The 20,801-nt window shown below is 68.9% G+C and carries 16 protein-coding genes and 1 tRNA gene; 14 read left to right on the forward strand and 3 right to left on the reverse strand.

Annotated features, from left to right (window positions below):
- Nucleotides 1–10: 10 nt before the first annotated feature.
- Nucleotides 11–391 carry a DUF3291 domain-containing protein gene (locus C4J65_RS20315; protein WP_115743679.1) on the forward strand — a complete coding sequence of 127 codons (381 nt, stop codon included), beginning with the start codon at nt 11–13 and terminating at the stop codon, nt 389–391.
- Nucleotides 392–491: 100 nt separating this feature from the next.
- The gene (locus C4J65_RS20320) at nt 492–1,547 is read left to right on the forward strand and encodes a UDP-N-acetylmuramate dehydrogenase (RefSeq protein WP_115743680.1); all 1,056 of its coding nucleotides are present in this window, start codon (nt 492–494) and stop codon (nt 1,545–1,547) included.
- A 444-nt stretch (nt 1,548–1,991) separates the two neighbouring features.
- On the opposite strand, the gene C4J65_RS20330 is transcribed toward C4J65_RS20320, so the two are convergent.
- Nucleotides 1,992–3,023: an adenosine deaminase gene (locus C4J65_RS20330; RefSeq protein ID WP_115743681.1), complete on the reverse strand. Its 1,032-nt coding sequence runs from the start codon at nt 3,021–3,023 to the stop codon at nt 1,992–1,994.
- A gap of 124 nt (nt 3,024–3,147) precedes the next feature.
- Complete coding sequence (locus C4J65_RS20335) at nt 3,148–4,374, reverse strand: pyridoxal phosphate-dependent aminotransferase (protein ID WP_115743682.1); 1,227 nt, start codon at nt 4,372–4,374, stop codon at nt 3,148–3,150.
- 239 nt (nt 4,375–4,613) lie between these two features.
- Between C4J65_RS20335 and C4J65_RS20340 the strand changes: the two genes are divergently transcribed.
- The 12 genes from C4J65_RS20340 (at nt 4,614) to C4J65_RS20400 (ending at nt 19,448) form a co-directional block, all read left to right on the forward strand.
- Nucleotides 4,614–4,686 (forward strand) — tRNA-Trp (locus C4J65_RS20340).
- A 108-nt stretch (nt 4,687–4,794) separates the two neighbouring features.
- A complete protein-coding gene (gene secE, locus C4J65_RS20345) occupies nt 4,795–5,082 on the forward strand; it encodes a preprotein translocase subunit SecE (protein WP_007443916.1) in 288 nt (95 codons plus the stop codon).
- 80 nt (nt 5,083–5,162) lie between these two features.
- Nucleotides 5,163–6,038 (forward strand): transcription termination/antitermination protein NusG, encoded by an 876-nt coding sequence (nusG, locus tag C4J65_RS20350; protein WP_115743683.1) that lies wholly within the window; start codon nt 5,163–5,165, stop codon nt 6,036–6,038.
- A 186-nt stretch (nt 6,039–6,224) separates the two neighbouring features.
- Entirely contained in the window at nt 6,225–6,659 is a 435-nt protein-coding gene (gene rplK, locus C4J65_RS20355; protein WP_003974315.1) for a 50S ribosomal protein L11, read from the forward strand.
- 82 nt (nt 6,660–6,741) lie between these two features.
- A complete protein-coding gene (gene rplA, locus C4J65_RS20360; RefSeq protein WP_109034190.1) occupies nt 6,742–7,467 on the forward strand; it encodes a 50S ribosomal protein L1 in 726 nt (241 codons plus the stop codon).
- Between the two features lie 160 nt (nt 7,468–7,627).
- Nucleotides 7,628–8,485: a hypothetical protein gene (locus C4J65_RS20365; RefSeq protein WP_115743684.1), complete on the forward strand. Its 858-nt coding sequence runs from the start codon at nt 7,628–7,630 to the stop codon at nt 8,483–8,485.
- 154 nt (nt 8,486–8,639) lie between these two features.
- Complete coding sequence (locus C4J65_RS20370) at nt 8,640–9,488, forward strand: DUF1396 domain-containing protein (protein WP_115743685.1); 849 nt, start codon at nt 8,640–8,642, stop codon at nt 9,486–9,488.
- Nucleotides 9,489–9,805: 317 nt separating this feature from the next.
- Nucleotides 9,806–10,336, forward strand: coding sequence for a 50S ribosomal protein L10 (gene rplJ, locus C4J65_RS20375; protein ID WP_007443924.1), 531 nt, complete (start codon nt 9,806–9,808; stop codon nt 10,334–10,336).
- 118 nt (nt 10,337–10,454) lie between these two features.
- On the forward strand, nt 10,455–10,844 hold the full coding sequence (gene rplL / locus C4J65_RS20380; RefSeq protein ID WP_115743686.1) for a 50S ribosomal protein L7/L12: 390 nt from the start codon (nt 10,455–10,457) through the stop codon (nt 10,842–10,844).
- A gap of 588 nt (nt 10,845–11,432) precedes the next feature.
- Nucleotides 11,433–14,918 carry a DNA-directed RNA polymerase subunit beta gene (rpoB, locus tag C4J65_RS20390; protein WP_115743687.1) on the forward strand — a complete coding sequence of 1,162 codons (3,486 nt, stop codon included), beginning with the start codon at nt 11,433–11,435 and terminating at the stop codon, nt 14,916–14,918.
- Between the two features lie 97 nt (nt 14,919–15,015).
- Complete coding sequence (locus tag C4J65_RS20395) at nt 15,016–18,915, forward strand: DNA-directed RNA polymerase subunit beta' (RefSeq protein WP_115743688.1); 3,900 nt, start codon at nt 15,016–15,018, stop codon at nt 18,913–18,915.
- A 131-nt stretch (nt 18,916–19,046) separates the two neighbouring features.
- Nucleotides 19,047–19,448: a DUF3592 domain-containing protein gene (locus C4J65_RS20400; RefSeq protein ID WP_115743689.1), complete on the forward strand. Its 402-nt coding sequence runs from the start codon at nt 19,047–19,049 to the stop codon at nt 19,446–19,448.
- A gap of 24 nt (nt 19,449–19,472) precedes the next feature.
- Here the strand turns inward: C4J65_RS20400 and C4J65_RS20405 are convergent, their stop codons facing one another.
- Complete coding sequence (locus tag C4J65_RS20405) at nt 19,473–20,765, reverse strand: hypothetical protein (RefSeq protein WP_205351153.1); 1,293 nt, start codon at nt 20,763–20,765, stop codon at nt 19,473–19,475.
- Nucleotides 20,766–20,801: the final 36 nt, after the last annotated feature.

Genomic DNA, 20,801 nt, shown 5'->3' on the forward strand with positions numbered 1-20,801 from the left:
GGAGTACGACATGCCCACCCTTCCCTGGACCGTGCCGAACGAGACTCCCCGCGCCACCGAGGTCCACGTCTTCGCCTCCCGCTTCGAGACCCGCACCCTGTGGGGAGCGCTGAAGTTCCTCGCGCGCACGCCGGGCGTGTGGCGGCAGGTCGGCGGCGCACCCGGAGCGTACGGGGCCGCACTGAAGGCGGAACCCTTCAAGCGGACCTTCTGGACGCTCTCCGCCTGGGAGTCGCCCGAGGCCCTCAGGACCTTTGCCCGCTCCGGCACCCACGCACCGACGTCGCGCGGGCTGTCGGCGCAGATGCGGGACTCGAAGTTCGCCTCCTGGCCGGCGTCGAGCGACGAGCTCCCGGTGAGCTGGGCGGAGGTGCGCAGGCGCCTGTCGTGAGGGCACGCCCCGCCACGCCCCGGCCGACCGGTCGGGGCGTCGCCGTGTTTCCCCTTCCCGCGGCCCGGGGCTGTCGGTGCCGTCTCGTAGTCTTGAGCGCGTGCAGGAACTCCACGACGCCCCCCTCGCCCCCCTGACCACCTTCCGCCTGGGCGGGCCCGCGACCCGGCTGCTCACGGCCACCACCGACGCCGAGGTGATCGCCGCCGTCCGCGAGGCCGACGACGCCGGGACCCCGCTGCTGCTCGTAGGCGGCGGATCCAACCTGGTCATCGGCGACAAGGGCTTCGACGGCACCGCCCTGCACATCGCCACGCGAGGCTTCCGCCTCGACGGCACGACGCTCGAGCTGGCGGCCGGCGAGATCTGGACCGACGCCGTCGCCCGCACCGTGGAGGCGGGCCTGGCGGGCGTCGAGTGCCTGGCCGGCATCCCCGGCTCGGCCGGCGCGACCCCGATCCAGAACGTCGGCGCGTACGGCCAGGAGGTCTCCGCCACGATCACCGAGGTCACGGCGTACGACCGCCGCAGCCGCGAGACCGTCGCCCTCTCCAACGCCGACTGCTCCTTCTCCTACCGCCACAGCCGCTTCAAGGCCGAGCCCGAGCGGTACGTAGTCCTGCGTGTCCGCTTCGAGCTGGAGAACGCCGACGGGCTCTCCGCGCCCCTCCGCTACGCCGAGACGGCCCGCGCCCTCGGTGTCGAGGCGGGCGACCGGGTGCCGCTGACGGCCGCCCGGGAGACGGTGCTGAAGCTGCGTGCCGAGAAGGGCATGGTGCTGGACCCCGAGGACCACGACACCTGGTCGGCCGGGTCGTTCTTCACCAACCCGATCCTCACGGACGACGAGTTCGCCGCGTTCCGCTCCCGCGTCGCCGGGCGCCTCGGTGCCGCCGCGGAGCCGCCCGCCTTCCCGGCCGGGGAGGGCCGCGTCAAGACGTCCGCGGCCTGGCTGATCGACAAGGCGGGCTTCACCAAGGGGTACGGCACGGGCCCCGCCCGCATCTCCACCAAGCACACCCTCGCCCTCACCAACCGGGGCGAGGCGACGACCGAGGACCTGCTCGCGCTGGCCCGCGAGGTCGTCGCCGGGGTCCACGAGGCCTTCGGCGTCACGCTGGTCAACGAACCGGTGACGGTGGGCGTCGCCCTGTAGCCCGACCCCGCGTCCACGTGCCGGCGGTAGGCGCCGTGCCCCGGCGTTGCGGGGTGCCTCCCCCAGTGCCTGAACGGCCTGGGAGGTACCCCCACCGCCCACCCGTGCCGCCCCAGCGGCACGACTGCCCGCAGCTGGGCCGCGTGGCGACGGCCCGCAGCTGGGGCGGGGGCGACGCGGCGGCAGCCGCGTACGGCGAGGAGCGGAACGCGGAGAGTGGGCGGGCGGCAGTCGCGTACGGCGAGCAGGGGTCGTGTCGGGGGGTGTCCACCCGCAGCGGTTGGCGCGTCAACGGAGTTCGCTTCTGTGGCCGACCGATTCCGCGCCGTTCCGAGGACGGACACCCCCCGGCGCGGCCCCGACCCACCCACCGGAGATACCGCGCTACGCGCACCCCCACCGAACCCGCGCAGGCCGCCGCAGGCATCCGCCGCAGCCCACCGCCTACGCCGCAAGCCAGTCGTCCACCCCCGCCAACAGCTTCCCCTTCACCTCCTCCGGCGCCGCCGACCCCCGCACCGACTGCCGCGCCAGCTCCGCCAGCTCCGCGTCCGTGAACCCGTGGTGCTCGCGCGCGATCTCGTACTGGGCGGCCAGCCGGGACCCGAACAGCAGCGGATCGTCCGCGCCCAGCGCCATCGGCACCCCCGCCTCGAACAGCCGACGCAGCGGCACGTCCTCCGGCTTCTCGTACACCCCCAGCGCGACGTTCGACGCCGGGCACACCTCGCACGTCACCTGCCGGTCCGCCAGCCGCTTCAGCAGCCGGGGATCCTCCGCCGCCCGCACACCGTGCCCGATCCGGTCCGCCTCCAGGTCGTCCAGGCAGTCCCGCACCGACGCCGGACCGGTCAGCTCACCCCCGTGCGGCGCGCTCAGCAACCCCCCGTCCCGCGCGATCGCGAACGCCCGGTCGAAGTCCCGCGCCATCCCGCGCCGTTCGTCGTTCGACAGCCCGAAGCCCACCACGCCCCGCTCCGCATACCGCACCGCCAGCCGCGCCAGCGTCCGCGCGTCCAGCGGATGCTTCATCCGGTTCGCGGCGACCAGCACCCGCATCCCGACCCCGGTGTCCCGCACGGTCGTCTCCACCGCGTCCAGGATGATCTCCAACGCCGGGATCAGCCCGCCCAGCCGCGGCGCGTACGACGTCGGATCGACCTGGATCTCCAGCCACCCCGACCCGTCCCGCAGATCCTCCTCTGCGGCCTCCCGGACCAGCCGCTGGATGTCCTCCGGCGTCTGCAGACACGACCGCGCCGCGTCGTACAGCCGCTGGAAACGGAACCAGCCGCGCTCGTCCGTCGCCCGCAGCTTCGGCGACTCGCCGCGGCCCAGGGCCTCGGTCAGCGTCTCGGGCAGCCGCACGCCGTGCTTGTCGGCCAGTTCCAGCAGGGTGGCGGGCCGCATCGACCCGGTGAAGTGCAGGTGGAGATGGGCCTTGGGCAGTTCAGAGACATCACGTACACGCTCCATTCGGTGATCCTGCCGCACGACACGCCCGGCCGGACAGCACTTTCCCCGTACGTGGTCTTGCTCGCACAAACAAACAGGGCCACCCCTCAACGTTGAGGGGTGGCCCCGCGGGACGACGGAACGGTCAGTCCCGCGCCTCCGCCAGCAGCTTCTGGATCCGGCTCACGCCCTCGACGAGGTCCTCGTCACCGAGCGCGTACGACAGCCGCAGGTACCCCGGTGTGCCGAACGCCTCACCCGGCACCACCGCGACCTCGGCCTCCTCCAGGATGAGCGCGGCCAGCTCGACCGAGTCCTGCGGACGCCTGCCGCGGATCTCCTTGCCGAGCAGCGCCTTCACCGACGGGTAGGCGTAGAACGCGCCCTTCGGCTCGGGGCACAGCACGCCGTCGATCTCGTTGAGCATCCGCACGATCGTCTGGCGGCGCCGGTCGAAGGCCTCCCGCATCTTCGCCACGGCGTCCAGGTCGCCCGAGACCGCGGCCAGCGCCGCCGCCTGGGACACGTTGGCCACGTTGGACGTGGCGTGCGACTGGAGGTTGGTCGCGGCCTTGACGACGTCCTTCGGGCCGATGACCCACCCGACCCGCCAGCCGGTCATCGCGTAGGTCTTCGCCACGCCGTTGACCACGATGCACTTGTCGCGCAGCTCGGGCAGCAGCGCCGGCAGCGACACGGACACGGCGTCGCCGTAGACGAGGTGCTCGTAGATCTCGTCGGTCAGCACCCACAGGCCGTGCTCGACGGCCCACGTGCCGATCGCCTCGGTCTCGGCCTCGCTGTACACCGCCCCCGTCGGGTTCGACGGCGACACGAAGAGGACGACCTTGGTCTTCTCGGTGCGCGCGGCCTCCAGCTGGTCCACCGTCACCCGGTAGCCGGCCGTCTCGTCGGCGACCACCTCGACCGGGACACCGCCGGCCAGCCGGATGGACTCGGGGTACGTCGTCCAGTAGGGCGCCGGGACGATGACCTCGTCGCCCGGGTCGAGGATCGCGGCGAACGCCTCGTAGATGGCCTGCTTGCCGCCGTTGGTGATGAGGATCTGCGACGGGTCGACCTCGTAGCCGGAGTCGCGCAGCGTCTTCGCGGCGATGGCGGCCTTCAGCTCGGGCAGCCCGCCGGCCGGCGTGTAGCGGTGGAACTTCGGGTTCTTGCACGCCTCGACGGCGGCCTCGACGATGTAGTCCGGCGTCGGGAAGTCGGGCTCACCCGCGCCGAAGCCGATCACGGGACGTCCGGCGGCCTTGAGGGCCTTGGCCTTGGCGTCCACGGCGAGGGTCGCGGACTCGGAGATCGCGCCGACTCGGGCGGAGACCCGGCGCTCGGTGGGAGGGGTTGCAGCGCTCATGACCCCATCGTTCCAGACCGGAAACCTCACGAGCACAGGGGTTTCACGGACTGAACCGAACCGGTCCAGGACCTGAACGCCAGTCCGGTCCACGGCCTGAACATCAGTCCGGACATGCTTTCTGTTCGACGCCCGGCCCGTGAGCACGTACACTCTCACCTCGTTGGCCTTCAGCGGTCCGCGATCACCCGGTGCACACCAAGCATCCGGGCGGATGCGGTACGTTGGGGGACGAACAAAGGGTCGTAGCTCAATTGGTAGAGCACTGGTCTCCAAAACCAGCGGTTGGGGGTTCAAGTCCCTCCGGCCCTGCTACACACACCATCGCCAGGATGTGTGCGCATGTACGTACAGCAATGCACCGCCGTGCGGCTCCAACCGGGCGCGGCACGGCCACGACCCGGAATCAGGTGAGGACGAGTGACGGACGCCGTGGGCTCCATCGACATGCCTGATGCCCAGGACGAGGCGCCGGACTCCAAGAAGAAGTCCCGCAAAGGCGGCAAGCGCGGCAAGAAGGGCCCGCTGAAGCGGCTCGCGCTCTTCTACCGCCAGATCGTCGCCGAGCTGCGCAAGGTCGTCTGGCCCAGCCGCAACCAGCTGACGACGTACACCACCGTGGTGATCATCTTCGTGGTCATCATGATCGGCCTGGTGACTCTGATTGACTATGGCTTCTCTCACGCCGCCAAGTACGTCTTCGGCTGAGTCGAGAGCGAAGGGCGCCGAGGTACCCGGCGCCCCTTTCGCGTGTTCCACCCCTATGTATCCAGGAAGAAGCAGCCACAGTGTCTGACCCGAACGTGAACGACGCCATCGAGCCGGTCGAGTCCGTCGAGGACGAGCCCGGCACCGTCGAGGGCGCCGACAACGAGGACACCGAGGCCTCCGCCGAGGCCGAGGCTGCCGACGACACGGTCGTCGCGGAGACGGACGAGGACGCGACGGACGCGGAGGCGGACGAGACCGCCGAGGCGACCGACGCAGAGGCCGAAGCCGACGCCGACGCGGCGGAGTCCGAGGAGCCCGCGGCCGAGGAGCCCGACCTCGACCCGATCGAGAAGCTCCGCCAGGAGCTGCGCGTCCTGCCCGGCGAGTGGTACGTCATCCACACCTACGCCGGTTACGAGAACCGCGTGAAGACCAACCTCGAGCAGCGCGCCGTCTCCCTCAACGTCGAGGACTACATCTTCCAGGCCGAGGTGCCGCAGGAAGAGGTTGTCCAGATCAAGAACGGCGACCGCAAGACGATCCGTCAGAACAAGCTGCCGGGTTACGTCCTGGTCCGCATGGACCTGACCAACGAGTCCTGGGGCGTCGTCCGCAACACCCCCGGCGTCACCGGCTTCGTCGGCAACGCCTACGACCCGTACCCGCTGACGCTGGACGAGATCGTCAAGATGCTCGCCCCGGAGGCCGAGGAGAAGGCCGCCCGCGAGGCCGCCGAGGCCGAGGGCAAGCCGGCTCCGCAGCGCAAGGTCGAGGTCCAGGTCCTGGACTTCGAGGTCGGCGACTCGGTCACCGTCACCGACGGCCCCTTCGCCACCCTCCAGGCCACGATCAACGAGATCAACGCCGACTCGAAGAAGGTCAAGGGCCTCGTCGAGATCTTCGGCCGCGAGACCCCGGTCGAGCTGAGCTTCGACCAGATCCAGAAGAACTAGTACCCACCGGTACTCCGTACTCCTCTGGACGTACTACTTCCGACCAGGTCAGGCGCCCGCTCGCGCGGCGTCTGACCTGCTCGGTTTTTGGCCGCGCATCCATACCCGTTATCGTTGTGCGGTATGCCTGTGTCCGGGTAGCTCCCGAGCGCGGGCAGGACCCGAATCGAAAGGACCCGGAGAGCTATGCCTCCCAAGAAGAAGAAGGTCACGGGGCTCATCAAGCTCCAGATCCAGGCCGGTGCCGCGAACCCGGCTCCGCCGGTCGGCCCCGCGCTGGGTCAGCACGGCGTCAACATCATGGAGTTCTGCAAGGCCTACAACGCCGCGACCGAGTCGCAGCGCGGCTGGGTCATCCCGGTGGAGATCACGGTCTACGAGGACCGCTCCTTCACCTTCATCACCAAGACGCCGCCGGCCGCCAAGATGATCCTCAAGGCCGCGGGCGTGGAGAAGGGCTCCGGCGAGCCGCACAAGACCAAGGTCGCGAAGATCACGCGTGACCAGGTCCGTGAGATCGCCACCACCAAGATGCCCGACCTCAACGCCAACGACCTGGACCAGGCGGAGAAGATCATCGCCGGTACCGCCCGTTCCATGGGCGTCACGGTCGAGGGCTGACCTCCACCCCCGTAACCAAAGCAGTAGTGGCAGGGCCTGCTCGGCCCATACCACGACTCCTCAGAAGCCACCAGGAGCAGTAGTGAGCAAGCGCAGCAAGTCTCTCCGCGCTGCGGACGCCAAGATCGACCGGGACAAGCTCTACGCCCCGCTCGAGGCCGTCCGTCTCGCCAAGGAGACCTCCACGAGCAAGTTCGACGGCACCGTCGAGGTCGCCTTCCGCCTGGGTGTCGACCCGCGCAAGGCCGACCAGATGGTCCGTGGCACCGTGAACCTCCCGCACGGCACCGGTAAGACCGCCCGGGTCCTGGTCTTCGCGACCGGTGACCGTGCCGAGGCCGCGACCGCCGCGGGCGCCGACATCGTCGGCTCCGACGAACTGATCGACGAGGTGTCGAAGGGCCGTCTGGACTTCGACGCCGTCGTCGCCACCCCGGACCTCATGGGCAAGGTCGGCCGCCTCGGCCGCGTGCTCGGTCCCCGTGGTCTCATGCCGAACCCCAAGACCGGCACCGTGACCCCGGACGTCGCCAAGGCTGTCAACGACATCAAGGGCGGCAAGATCGAGTTCCGCGTCGACAAGCACTCGAACCTGCACTTCATCATCGGCAAGACGTCGTTCGACGACACCAAGCTGGTGGAGAACTACGGCGCGGCGCTGGAGGAGATCCTCCGTCTGAAGCCGTCCGCCGCCAAGGGCCGCTACATCAGGAAGGCCGCCCTCAGCACCACGATGGGCCCGGGCATCCCGCTCGACTCCAACCGCACCCGCAACCTCCTCGTCGAGGAGGACCCGGCCGCGGTCTGAGCGAACAGCTCGCCCCACCGGTTCACGGGCCCCGCACCTACCGAGGTGCGGGGCCCGTCCCTTTTGGCCCGTCCCCTTTTCGGACGCCCTGGGTTAGCGTGCGGGCAACGGACCCGCGCACGGGGCGCGGTGGGCCGTACGGGGCGCAAGGGGTGGGCGGATGACGGGCAGGACGGCACGCCGTACGGTCGTCTCGGTCGCGGTGTCGGCCGCGCTGGCGTGCGCCACCGCGTGCACCGGCCCCGGGGGATCCGACGACTCCGGCGATGCCACCGGTCCCACCGGCTCGGCCCGGCCGTCCGCCTCCGCTTCGGCCTCCTCCCGCGCCCCGGCCCTCACCGGGCCCTCGGCGGACGCGCTGCGGTCCGTCGAGCGGGCCACCGGGCGGGCGGGTTCCGCGCGGGTGGAGTCCACGACCGTGATGGGCCGCGAGCTGTCCCTGGAGGCCGCGGGCGCCCTCGGCTGGGACGACGGCCTCACCGGCACCCTGACGATCACCTACACGGGCGGCACCACCGCCGAGACCATGCGCCGCCTCGGCACCACCGCGATGGAGGCCAGGTACCTGCCCGACGCCTACTACGCCAGGATGGGCGACGAGTTCGCCGAGCGGGTGGGCGGCCGGCACTGGATCAGGTACGTGTACGAGGACCTGGAGGAGCTCGACGGCGGCGCGGGCGCCGGATTCGCCGACCAGATGCGCAACACCACGCCCAACCAGGCCGTGAAGCTCCTGCTGACCGCCGAGGACGTGCGCAGGGTGGGCGAGGAGACGACGCGCGGCCGGCGCACCACGCACTGGTCCGGCACGATGGGCGGGGCCACCGCCCAGACCGTCGACATCTGGGTCGACGACCGGGACCTGCTGGTCAAGAAGGTCGAGCGGGGCCGCACGGAGACCGGGGAGCTGACCCAGACCGCGTACTACAGCGACTACGGCGTCAGGGTCTCCACCGAACGCCCGCCGGCCGCGGACACGGCGGACTTCAAGGAGCTGCTGGCGTCTCAGGGACGCTAGCCGGGGGTCCGTCCGGCGGAGAAATCACAAAATCGTTCGAACCGATTCGGATACGATCGCGTCCTTGTTTCAAAACGAATGCTGTGGAGCGGCGGTGCGTCTCCTGTGCCCCTCATGCTCCTGTGCGCACCTTGAATCCCGTGGGGGGATATCGATGAAGACTTCCGTACGTGTGCCCGTGGGCGCCTCACTCGCCGCGCTGCTGCTCGCCGCGGGGGCGGTCGGCTGCTCCAAGGAGGACCAGGCCTCCGAGTCCCCGGAGATGACGCCTGCGGCCGCCGTCGCCAAGGCGGCGAAGAACACGGAGGAGATCAACTCCCTCCACTACCGCATGACCGGCAAGGTCCCCGAGGAGGGCCGGGTCAAGGCCGAGGCCCAGATGCAGATCAAGCCCACGCTGGCGATGAGCATGAAGATGACGGCGCTCGACCAGGGCGCCGAAGGGACCGCGGAGATCCGGCTCGTCGACAAGGCCATGTACATCGGCGGCGGCCCCGAGGCGGCCAAGGAGATGGACGGCAAGAGCTGGATCAAGTTCGACCTGGCCGCGATGGGCGCCGGCGACGAGCTGAACCAGCTGGGCGGCGCCTCCCAGGCCGACAAGAACCCGGCGACCGAGTCCACCTTCCTCACCGGGGCCAAGGACGTCGAGAAGGTCGGCTCCGAGACGGTCGACGGCGTGAAGACCACCCACTACAAGGGCACGGTCACCCTCGCCGACCTGGAGAAGTCCCTCGGGGACGAGGACAAGGCCACCCGGGACAAGCGCCAGAAGAGCATCGAGCAGTACGAGAAGATGGGCCTCGACAAGCTCACGATGGACATGTGGGTCGACGGCGACGACCAGACCAAGCAGTTCCGCATGCGCGGCGACGCCGAGAAGGGCCCGCTGGACATGACCATCACCTTCCTCGGCGTCAACGAGCCCGTGAAGGTCACCGCCCCTCCGGCCGGGGAGGTCGCCGACCTGGCCGACATGATGAAGGAGGCCCAGCAGGGCTGAGGGGCCGCACGCCCGGCCGCTCCGGTCGCCGCGGGGGCGGATTTGCTTGACGCCGCCCCGTTCACGTACGCTTCCACAGAAGCCAAAGACCGCTGGTCGTTGCCGTGTGTTCGAAAGAGGACACGGTGGCCGAAGGATCCGCTGAACTGCGGACGACCCGCGCAGGTGACTGTGGATGAGCTCCCGGAAGTCCCCGCCCCGTGCGGATGACGAACGGTCGAGCCACGCCCCGAGCGCCTGCGCCGGGGCGTTTCGTTTTTCCCAGTCCTCCTTCGGGTCCGCGCGGTCCGAATCACCCGGAAGGAGGCCGAGGCTCTATGGCGACGCCCGAGAAGGCTGCCGCGGTTGCCGAGCTGACGGACAAGTTCCGCAGCTCCAACGCCGCTGTGCTGACCGAGTACCGCGGTCTCACCGTGGCGCAGCTCAAGACGCTGCGCCGGTCGCTCGGTGAGAACGCCCAGTACGCCGTGGTGAAGAACACGCTGACCAAGATTGCGGCCAACGAGGCCGGGATCACGCTCGACGACCAGCTCTTCGCTGGTCCGACGGCCGTCGCCTTCGTCACCGGTGACCCGGTGGAGTCGGCGAAGGGTCTGCGCGACTTCGCCAAGGACAACCCGAATCTCGTCATCAAGGGCGGTGTCCTTGACGGCAAGGCGATGTCCGCCGACGAGATCAAGAAGCTTGCGGACCTCGAGTCCCGCGAGGTTCTGCTCTCCAAGCTGGCCGGTGCCATGAAGGGCAAGCAGTCCCAGGCTGCCTCTGTCTTCCAGGCGCTGCCGTCGAAGCTCGTCCGCACCGTGGACGCGCTCCGTGCCAAGCAGGACGAGCAGGGCGGTGCCGAGTAATTCGGCTCGCTTTCTGATCCGGGCCGCCTGAGCGCGGCACGGATCGCAGCGGGCCCGACGTACGCCCGCCTCACCCCGTACACCCGGCACCTGCCGAATTAGTGGAAGGACCGCCATCATGGCGAAGCTCAGCCAGGACGACCTGCTCGCCCAGTTCGAGGAGATGACCCTCATCGAGCTCTCCGAGTTCGTGAAGGCCTTCGAGGAGAAGTTCGACGTCACCGCCGCCGCGGCCGCCCCGGTCGTCGTCGCCGGTGGCGGTGCCGCCGCCGGTGGCGCCGAGGCCGCCGAGGAGAAGGACGAGTTCGACGTCATCCTCACCGGTGCCGGCGACAAGAAGATCCAGGTCATCAAGGTCGTGCGCGAGCTGACCTCCCTGGGTCTGAAGGAGGCCAAGGACCTCGTGGACGGCGCCCCGAAGCCCGTCCTCGAGAAGGTCGCCAAGGACGCCGCCGAGAAGGCCGCCGAGTCCCTCAAGGGCGCCGGCGCCTCCGTCGAGGTCAAGTAAGACCGCACCGGCACCACGGATCCGTCAGGGTCTGTAACGCCGTAGCACCGAAGAGCGATCATCCATCCGGGTGGTCGCTCTTCGGCGTATCCGGAGTCCGGCGGCGGTCGCCTTGCACGTGTGACGGTGAAGAGTAGGGTGATCTTCGTCGTGCCGTCGCCGGGGCCCTGAGAGCCCCTTGCGGCAACCGGTTTGGGCAAGGGGGGCCTTGACGAACCGCACGCAGCGCGCAATTCTCAGGGCGTCGTCACAAGGATCCGAATCCGAGGCATGGATCGACGGCGAAGAGGGCAGTATCTGGGTGCGTTGAGGGCGAGGCCTTGCCGCACAGGTGGTGAGAACAACGAGGAGTGAACACGGTCCCCGAGAACCGCACTGGACATCAGTGTGCCAAGTGGCTACACTGACCCTTTGCGCTGCCTGTTAGCTGCCCCCTGCCCGTCACCAGGGGTCTGCCCTCGCCCGAGCACTGACGACCAGAGCATGCCCGACCTGGCTCTTTAGCCACATCTGGCACCCCCTGTCTTCGTGCACGGAAGAGGGGCCGGTACGCGCGTAGTGAGTCCGAGCCCTCGGAAGGACCCCCTCTTGGCCGCCTCGCGCAATGCCTCGACCGCGAATACGAACAACGCTGCCAGCACCGCCCCGCTGCGCATCTCCTTTGCAAAGATCAAGGAGCCCCTCGAGGTTCCGAACCTTCTCGCGCTGCAAACCGAGAGCTTCGACTGGCTGCTCGGCAACGACGCGTGGAAGGCTCGCGTCGAGTCGGCTCTGGAGTCCGGTCAGGACGTCCCCACCAAGTCCGGTCTGGAAGAGATCTTCGAGGAGATCTCGCCGATCGAGGACTTCTCCGGGTCGATGTCGCTGACGTTCCGCGACCACCGCTTCGAGCCCCCCAAGAACAGCATCGACGAGTGCAAGGACCGTGACTTCACGTACGCGGCCCCGCTCTTCGTCACCGCCGAGTTCACCAACAACGAGACCGGCGAGATCAAGTCCCAGACGGTCTTCATGGGCGACTTCCCGCTCATGACCAACAAGGGCACCTTCGTCATCAACGGCACCGAGCGTGTCGTCGTGTCGCAGCTGGTCCGTTCGCCGGGTGTCTACTTCGACTCCTCCATCGACAAGACGTCCGACAAGGACATCTTCTCCGCCAAGATCATCCCGTCCCGGGGTGCCTGGCTGGAGATGGAGATCGACAAGCGCGACATGGTCGGTGTGCGCATCGACCGCAAGCGCAAGCAGTCCGTGACCGTCCTGCTCAAGGCCCTCGGTTGGACGACCGAGCAGATCCTCGAGGAGTTCGGCGAGTACGAGTCCATGCGCGCCACCCTGGAGAAGGACCACACCCAGGGCCAGGACGACGCGCTGCTCGACATCTACCGCAAGCTGCGTCCGGGCGAGCCCCCCACGCGTGAGGCCGCGCAGACGCTGCTCGAGAACCTCTACTTCAACCCGAAGCGCTACGACCTCGCCAAGGTCGGCCGCTACAAGGTGAACAAGAAGCTCGGCGCGGACGAGCCGCTGGACGCCGGCGTGCTCACCACCGACGACGTCATCGCCACCATCAAGTACCTGGTGAAGCTGCACGCCGGTGAGACCGAGACGGTCGGCGAGTCGGGCCGGGAGATCGTCGTCGAGACCGACGACATCGACCACTTCGGCAACCGCCGCATCCGCAACGTCGGCGAGCTGATCCAGAACCAGGTCCGTACGGGTCTCGCCCGTATGGAGCGCGTCGTGCGCGAGCGCATGACCACCCAGGACGTCGAGGCGATCACGCCTCAGACCCTGATCAACATCCGGCCGGTCGTCGCCTCCATCAAGGAGTTCTTCGGCACCAGCCAGCTGTCCCAGTTCATGGACCAGAACAACCCGCTGTCGGGGCTGACGCACAAGCGTCGTCTGAACGCCCTCGGCCCGGGTGGTCTCTCCCGTGAGCGGGCCGGCTTCGAGGTCCGCGACGTGCACCCGTCGCACTACGGCCGCATGTGCCCGATCGAGACGCCCGAAGGCCCGAACATCGGTCTGATCGGCTCGCTCGCCTCGTACGGCCGCATCAACCCCTTCGGCTTCATCGAGACGCCGTACCGCAAGGTCGTCGAGGGCCAGGTCACCGACGAGGTCGACTACCTGACCGCCGACGAGGAGGACCGCTTCGTCATCGCGCAGGCCAACGCCGCGCTGGGCGACGACATGCGGTTCGCCGAGGCCCGCGTCCTGGTCCGCCGCCGTGGCGGCGAGGTCGACTACGTCCCCGGTGACGACGTCGACTACATGGACGTCTCGCCGCGCCAGATGGTGTCGGTCGCGACCGCGATGATCCCGTTCCTGGAGCACGACGACGCCAACCGTGCCCTCATGGGCGCGAACATGATGCGTCAGGCGGTGCCGCTCATCAAGAGCGAGTCCCCGCTGGTCGGCACCGGCATGGAGTACCGCTCCGCCGCCGACGCCGGTGACGTGGTCAAGGCCGAGAAGGCGGGTGTGGTCCAGGAGGTCTCCGCGGACTACATCACCACGACCAACGACGACGGCACGTACATCACGTACCGCCTGGCCAAGTTCTCCCGGTCCAACCAGGGCACCTCGGTCAACCAGAAGGTCATCGTCGCCGAGGGCGACCGGGTCATCGAGGGCCAGGTCCTGGCCGACGGTCCGGCCACCGAGAACGGCGAGATGGCGCTCGGCAAGAACCTGCTGGTCGCGTTCATGCCGTGGGAGGGTCACAACTACGAGGACGCGATCATCCTGTCGCAGCGCCTCGTGCAGGACGACGTCCTCTCCTCGATCCACATCGAGGAGCACGAGGTCGACGCCCGTGACACCAAGCTCGGCCCCGAGGAGATCACCCGGGACATCCCGAACGTCTCCGAGGAGGTCCTCGCCGACCTCGACGAGCGCGGCATCATCCGCATCGGTGCCGAGGTCGTCGCCGGCGACATCCTCGTCGGCAAGGTCACGCCCAAGGGCGAGACCGAGCTGACCCCGGAGGAGCGCCTGCTCCGCGCGATCTTCGGTGAGAAGGCCCGCGAGGTCCGCGACACCTCGCTGAAGGTCCCGCACGGCGAGATCGGCAAGGTCATCGGCGTCCGCGTCTTCGACCGCGAGGAGGGCGACGAGCTTCCCCCCGGTGTGAACCAGCTGGTGCGCGTGTACGTCGCGCAGAAGCGCAAGATCACCGACGGTGACAAGCTCGCCGGCCGCCACGGCAACAAGGGCGTCATCTCCAAGATCAACCCGATCGAGGACATGCCGTTCCTGGAGGACGGCACCCCGGTCGACATCATCCTGAACCCGCTGGGTGTCCCGTCCCGAATGAACCCGGGGCAGGTCCTGGAGATCCACCTCGGCTGGCTCGCCAGCCGCGGCTGGGACGTCTCCGGCCTCGCGGAGGAGTGGGCGCAGCGCCTCCAGGTGATCGGCGCCGACAAGGTCGAGCCCGGCACCAACGTCGCCACCCCGGTCTTCGACGGTGCGCGCGAGGACGAGCTGGCCGGCCTGCTCCAGCACACCATCCCGAACCGCGACGGCGAGCGCATGGTGCTCCCGTCCGGCAAGGCGCGGCTGTTCGACGGCCGCAGCGGTGAGCCGTTCCCGGAGCCGATCTCGGTCGGCTACATGTACATCCTCAAGCTCCACCACCTGGTCGACGACAAGCTGCACGCCCGGTCGACCGGCCCGTACTCGATGATCACCCAGCAGCCGCTGGGTGGTAAGGCCCAGTTCGGTGGCCAGCGCTTCGGTGAGATGGAGGTGTGGGCGCTGGAGGCTTACGGCGCCGCGTACGCCCTCCAGGAGCTGCTGACCATCAAGTCCGACGACGTGACCGGCCGCGTGAAGGTCTACGAGGCCATCGTCAAGGGCGAGAACATCCCTGAGCCCGGCATCCCCGAGTCCTTCAAGGTGCTCATCAAGGAGATGCAGTCCCTGTGCCTCAACGTGGAGGTGCTGTCCTCGGACGGCATGTCCATCGAGATGCGTGACACCGACGAGGACGTCTTCCGCGCAGCGGAGGAGCTCGGCATCGACCTGTCCCGGCGCGAGCCGAGCAGCGTCGAAGAGGTCTGACGGGAGTCAGGCGGGGCCTTCCACCCGGAGGCCCCGCCGATCCCGCGACCCCCGTTTCAGACCACAGACTTACAACCCTGAGAGGGATTGACGCATAGTGCTCGACGTCAACTTCTTCGACGAGCTCCGGATCGGTCTGGCCACCGCTGACGACATCCGTCAGTGGAGCCACGGCGAGGTCAAGAAGCCCGAGACCATCAACTACCGCACCCTCAAGCCCGAGAAGGACGGACTCTTCTGCGAGAAGATCTTCGGTCCGACCCGGGACTGGGAGTGCTACTGCGGCAAGTACAAGCGCGTCCGCTTCAAGGGCATCATCTGTGAGCGCTGCGGCGTCGAGGTCACTCGCGCCAAGGTGCGCCGTGAGCGGATGGGCCACATCGAGCTGGCCGCCCCCGTCACCCACATCTGGTACTTCAAGGGCGTCCCGTCGCGCCTGGGCTACCTGCTGGACCTGGCGCCGAAGGACCTCGAGAAGGTCATCTACTTCGCCGCGTACATGATCACGTTCGTGGACGAGGAGCGCCGCACCCGCGACCTGCCCTCGCTGGAGGCCCACGTCTCCGTCGAGCGTCAGCAGATCGAGCAGCGCCGCGACTCCGACCTGGAGGCCCGCGCCAAGAAGCTCGAGACGGACCTCGCCGAGCTGGAGGCCGAGGGCGCCAAGGCCGACGTGCGCCGCAAGGTGCGCGAGGGTGCCGAGCGTGAGATGAAGCAGCTGCGCGACCGTGCGCAGCGCGAGATCGACCGCCTCGACGAGGTGTGGAACCGGTTCAAGAACCTCAAGGTCCAGGACCTGGAGGGCGACGAGCTGCTCTACCGCGAGCTGCGCGACCGCTTCGGCACCTACTTCGACGGCTCGATGGGCGCCGCCGCGCTGCAGAAGCGCCTGGAGTCCTTCGACCTCGACGAGGAGGCCGAGCGCCTCCGCGAGATCATCCGCACCGGCAAGGGCCAGAAGAAGACCCGTGCGCTCAAGCGCCTCAAGGTCGTCTCCGCGTTCCTGCAGACCAGCAACAGCCCCAAGGGCATGGTGCTGGACTGCGTGCCGGTCATCCCGCCGGACCTGCGTCCGATGGTGCAGCTGGACGGTGGCCGCTTCGCGACCTCCGACCTGAACGACCTGTACCGCCGTGTCATCAACCGCAACAACCGCCTGAAGCGGCTTCTCGACCTCGGCGCGCCCGAGATCATCGTGAACAACGAGAAGCGCATGCTCCAGGAGGCCGTCGACGCGCTCTTCGACAACGGCCGCCGCGGCCGCCCGGTGACGGGCCCCGGCAACCGTCCGCTGAAGTCGCTGTCCGACATGCTCAAGGGCAAGCAGGGCCGCTTCCGGCAGAACCTGCTCGGCAAGCGAGTCGACTACTCGGCGCGTTCCGTCATCGTCGTCGGCCCGCAGCTGAAGCTGCACCAGTGCGGTCTGCCCAAGGCCATGGCGCTGGAGCTCTTCAAGCCGTTCGTGATGAAGCGCCTGGTCGACCTGAACCACGCGCAGAACATCAAGAGCGCCAAGCGCATGGTCGAGCGCGGCCGCACGGTCGTGTACGACGTGCTGGAAGAGGTCATCGCGGAGCACCCGGTTCTGCTGAACCGTGCGCCCACCCTGCACCGCCTCGGCATCCAGGCCTTCGAGCCGCAGCTGGTCGAGGGCAAGGCCATCCAGATCCACCCGCTCGTCTGCACCGCGTTCAACGCGGACTTCGACGGTGACCAGATGGCCGTGCACCTGCCGCTGTCCGCGGAGGCGCAGGCCGAGGCCCGCATCCTGATGCTGTCCTCGAACAACATCCTCAAGCCGGCCGACGGCCGTCCGGTGACGATGCCGACCCAGGACATGGTCCTCGGTCTGTTCTTCCTCACCACCGACTCCGAGGGGCGTGGCCCCAAGGGCGAGGGCCGTGCCTTCGGGTCCGCCGCCGAGGCGATCATGGCGTTCGACGCGGGAGACCTGACGCTCCAGGCGAAGGTCGACATCCGCTTCCCGGTGGGCACCATCCCGCCCCGCGGGTTCGAACCCCCGGCCCGCGAGGAGGGTGAGCCGGAGTGGCAGCAGGGTGACACCTTCACCCTGAAGACCACGCTGGGCCGCGCGCTCTTCAACGAGCTGCTGCCCGAGGACTACCCGTTCGTCGACTACGAGGTCGGCAAGAAGCAGCTCTCCGAGATCGTCAACGACCTCGCCGAGCGCTACCCGAAGGTCATCGTGGCGGCGACGCTCGACAACCTGAAGGCGGCCGGCTTCTTCTGGGCCACCCGTTCCGGCGTCACCGTCGCCATCTCCGACATCGTCGTCCCCGACGCGAAGAAGGAGATCGTCAAGGGCTACGAGGCGCAGGACGAGAAGGTCCAGAAGCAGTACGAGCGCGGTCTGATCACCAAGGAAGAGCGCACGCAGGAGCTCATCGCGATCTGGACCAAGGCGACCAACGAGGTCGCCGAGGCGATGAACGACAACTTCCCGAAGACCAACCCGGTCTCCATGATGGTGAACTCGGGTGCTCGCGGAAACATGATGCAGATGCGTCAGATCGCCGGTATGCGCGGTCTGGTGTCGAACGCCAAGAACGAGACGATCCCGCGTCCCATCAAGGCGTCCTTCCGTGAGGGTCTGTCCGTGCTGGAGTACTTCATCTCCACGCACGGTGCCCGTAAGGGTCTGGCGGACACCGCTCTGCGTACCGCCGACTCGGGTTACCTCACGCGTCGTCTGGTCGACGTCTCCCAGGACGTCATCATTCGCGAGGAGGACTGCGGCACCGAGCGCGGTCTGCGGCTGCGGATCGCCGAGCGCGGCGCCGACGGCGTGCTGCGCAAGGCGGAGGACGTCGAGACCAGCGTCTACGCCCGCATGCTCGCCGAGGACGTCGTCATCGACGGCAAGGTCATCGCGCCGGCCAACGTCGACCTCGGTGACGTGCTCATCGACGCCCTGGTCGCCCACGGCGTCGAGGAGGTCAAGACCCGCTCGATCCTGACCTGCGAGTCCCAGGTCGGCACCTGCGCCATGTGCTACGGCCGCTCGCTGGCCACCGGCAAGCTGGTCGACATCGGTGAGGCGGTCGGCATCATCGCCGCCCAGTCCATCGGTGAGCCCGGCACCCAGCTGACGATGCGTACCTTCCACACCGGTGGTGTGGCCGGTGACGACATCACGCAGGGTCTGCCGCGTGTCGTCGAGCTCTTCGAGGCCCGTACCCCGAAGGGTGTCGCCCCGATCTCCGAGGCCTCCGGCCGCGTCCGGATCGAGGAGACCGAGAAGACCAAGAAGATCGTCGTCACCCCCGACGACGGCAGCGACGAGACGGCGTTCCCGATCTCGAAGCGTGCCCGTCTGCTGGTGGGCGAGGGCGACCACGTCGAGGTGGGCCAGAAGCTCACCGTGGGTGCCACCAACCCGCACGACGTGCTGCGCATCCTGGGTCAGCGTGCCGTCCAGGTCCACCTGGTCGGCGAGGTCCAGAAGGTCTACAACTCGCAGGGCGTGTCGATCCACGACAAGCACATCGAGATCATCATCCGGCAGATGCTGCGCCGCGTGACGATCATCGAGTCCGGCGACGCCGAGCTGCTGCCCGGCGAGCTGGTCGAGCGTACGAAGTTCGAGACCGAGAACCGTCGCGTGGTCCAGGAGGGCGGTCACCCGGCCTCCGGTCGTCCGCAGCTGATGGGTATCACCAAGGCCTCGCTGGCGACGGAATCCTGGCTGTCGGCCGCCTCCTTCCAGGAGACGACCCGAGTGCTGACGGACGCGGCGATCAACGCCAAGTCCGACAGCCTCATCGGCCTCAAGGAGAACGTCATCATCGGTAAGCTCATCCCGGCCGGTACGGGCCTGTCCCGCTACCGCAACATCCGGGTGGAGCCGACCGAGGAGGCCAAGGCCGCGATGTACTCGGCCGTCGGCTACGACGACATCGACTACTCGCCGTTCGGCACGGGCTCCGGCCAGGCCGTTCCGCTGGAGGACTACGACTACGGTCCGTACAACCAGTAAGCGGGCAGGTTGAACGAAGGGCGGTCACCCCGTGGGGGTGGCCGCCCTTCGGCGTGTTCGGGCCGCGGGGCAGAATCACGTGCGTCGTTCGATCCGCGCACCATCCGCCCTTCGGCCCCGGGAGTTGTCACGTGCTTGCGATAGGAATCATCCTCGTCGTCCTGGTGTGCGGCTCGACATTGGTGCTGGGCACCAATCTGTACGCCCTGCGGAAGGCGAGGCGGCTGGAGTCCGCGGGCACCCGCGTCGAGGGTGAATGCGTCGGCCACTACTGGCCGAGCGGCGGCTACGTGGGCGCCGTCTGCACGTACTCCACAGGAACCGGGCAGGAGCTCACGGTCCGCTCGTCGAGGTACTCCGTCCCCCCGGTGGAGGTGGGTGACGTGGTGGAGGTCGTCCACGAGCCGGGGAGGCCGGAGCGCGCGATGCTGCTGTTCGAGGCGACCCGGCGGGTGGGGTACGACACGGCCCTGACGGCCGTCATGGGCGCGCTGTGGGCGGCGGCGGTGACGGGGCTGCTCTTCGCGCTGTGACGGCGCCGCCGCACCGCGCGGTGGCTAGGGCACGCCCAGTTCGAAGATGACGTAGTGGGCGTACCAGCCGGAGGCGATCGACGCCGTGGCGAAGAAGACGATCAGGCTCGGCAGCCTCAGGCGGCTCAGGGCCACGGCCGGGGCCAGGAGGAGGGGGAAGGCGGGGAGCAGGTAGCGCATGGTGTTGCCGAACATCTGCTGGGTGCCCAGGACCGTGACGATCGTCGCCAGGGTGTAGGCGACCAGGACCAGTGGGGGCCTCTTGCGCAGCATCAGGGCGATGAGGAAGGGCAGCGCTAGGACCAGCTGGAGGGAGAGCAGGTCCGGGGTGGAGAAGGCGAAGGGGTAGTCGCCGCGGCCCACCGCGAGGTTGCGCAGCACGTCCCAGGTGTAGGCGCCGTAGTCGAAGAAGTGGGCCCAGCCCTCGCGCTGGAGGGTGAAGTACGCCGTGGCCTCGCCGGTGCTCCAGCCGACCCAGGCGATGTAGGAGAGCAGGCCGAGCGGTGCGACGAGCATCGCGTACACCGGGCCGCGTACGCCGTGCTCGCGCCGGGACGCGGGGCGGGCCAGCGTCACCAGCGCGGCCAGTCCCACGGCGCCTATGAGGACGGCGGACGTGGGCCGGTTCAGGCCGACCGTGAAGGCCAGCAGGCCCGCCGTCGCCCAGCGCCCCTTCATCACGGCGTAGCAGGTCCAGGCGGCGATGGCGACGAACAGGGACTCGGAGTACACCGCCCACTCGACGCCCGCGCCCGGCGCCACCGCCCACAGTCCGGCCGCCACGGTGCCCGCCCGCGCGCCCGCGAGCAGCGAGATCACGGCGTAGATCCCCGCCGCCGCGATGAACGACGAGACGACGGAGACCAGGATCCCGGAGCCGTACAGGCCGAGGCCGGTGGACTCCGAGACCATGCGGATGAGCGCCGGGTAGAGCGGGAAGAACGCGACCGAGTTCTGCTGGACGGTGAACAGGCCGTCCGAGTCCAGCCGGACCAGGGCGGGGCTGTAGCCGTGCTCCGCGACCTGGAGGTACCACCAGCCGTCCCAGGTGGCCAGTACGTCCCACCAGTGGGCGCCGCCGCCGAAGCGCGGGTTCTTCCCCCGGAAGTCCCCGGCGTGGGTGAGGAGGGAGGCGAAGACCCCGAGGCCGACGAGTTTGGTGACGCCGTACAGCACCAGGGGGGCGAGGTAGGGCCGGGCACCGGGCGGGAGGGCGGGGAGCCGGCTCCGCCAGGAGTGTGCCGCCCCCTCGCCGGCCGGCCGTTCGCCGGTACCGTCCGGCCCGTCGGTCACCGTGTCGTCGGCAGCCGTGTCCATGGCTGTCATCCCCCTCGGGCCACCCTCAACCGTCCA

This window comes from Streptomyces sp. CB09001, assembly GCF_003369795.1.
In the GTDB taxonomy this organism is placed as follows: domain Bacteria; phylum Actinomycetota; class Actinomycetes; order Streptomycetales; family Streptomycetaceae; genus Streptomyces.